This window comes from Neisseria sp. P0024.S006 (genome assembly GCF_051956595.1).
Lineage (GTDB): Bacteria > Pseudomonadota > Gammaproteobacteria > Burkholderiales > Neisseriaceae > Neisseria.
In genome coordinates, this window is sequence record NZ_JBQCXH010000049.1 from 1 (window position 1) to 459 (window position 459).

General features: G+C 52.7%; 1 protein-coding gene. It reads left to right on the plus strand.

All coding sequences use genetic code 11. The features are described 5' to 3' along the window. Positions 1-12: 12 nt before the first annotated feature. Positions 13-459 (plus strand): S-ribosylhomocysteine lyase (locus ACTHUF_RS11210; protein WP_440407738.1); only part of this gene is annotated, 447 nt, incomplete at its 3' end.

Consider the following 459-nt stretch of genomic DNA (forward strand, 5'->3'; position numbering starts at 1 on the left):
TGTGTGTAAGGGATGGCCATTACTGTATTTGACCTGCGTTTTTGCGTTCTCGACAAAGAAATCCTGTCTGAAAAAGGCATTCGCACGTTGGGGCATTTGTTCGCCGGCTTTATGCGTGACTGCTTAAACGGCAGCGGCGTTGGGATTGTTGGTGTTTTTTTGGTGGGTTGTTGTGTTGGTTTTTGTGTGGGTTTTGTTGGTGTGTTTGGTGGGTGGGGGGTGGCTGGTGTGTGGTTTGTTTCGATGTGGGGTGTTTTGGTTGTTTGGGGTTGGGGTGGGGTTTTTGGGTTGGGCGGGTGTTGGTGTGGTGTTTGTTTGGTGTGTTTGTTTGTTTGGGTGTGTGGGGTTGTTTGGGGTGTTTTGGTGTGTGGGGTGGTTGTTGGTGGGGGTGGGGGGTTGGCGTTGGGCGAGGGTTTGTTGGGCGTTTGGTGTGCGGTGGTGGTGGGGGTTGTTTGGGGT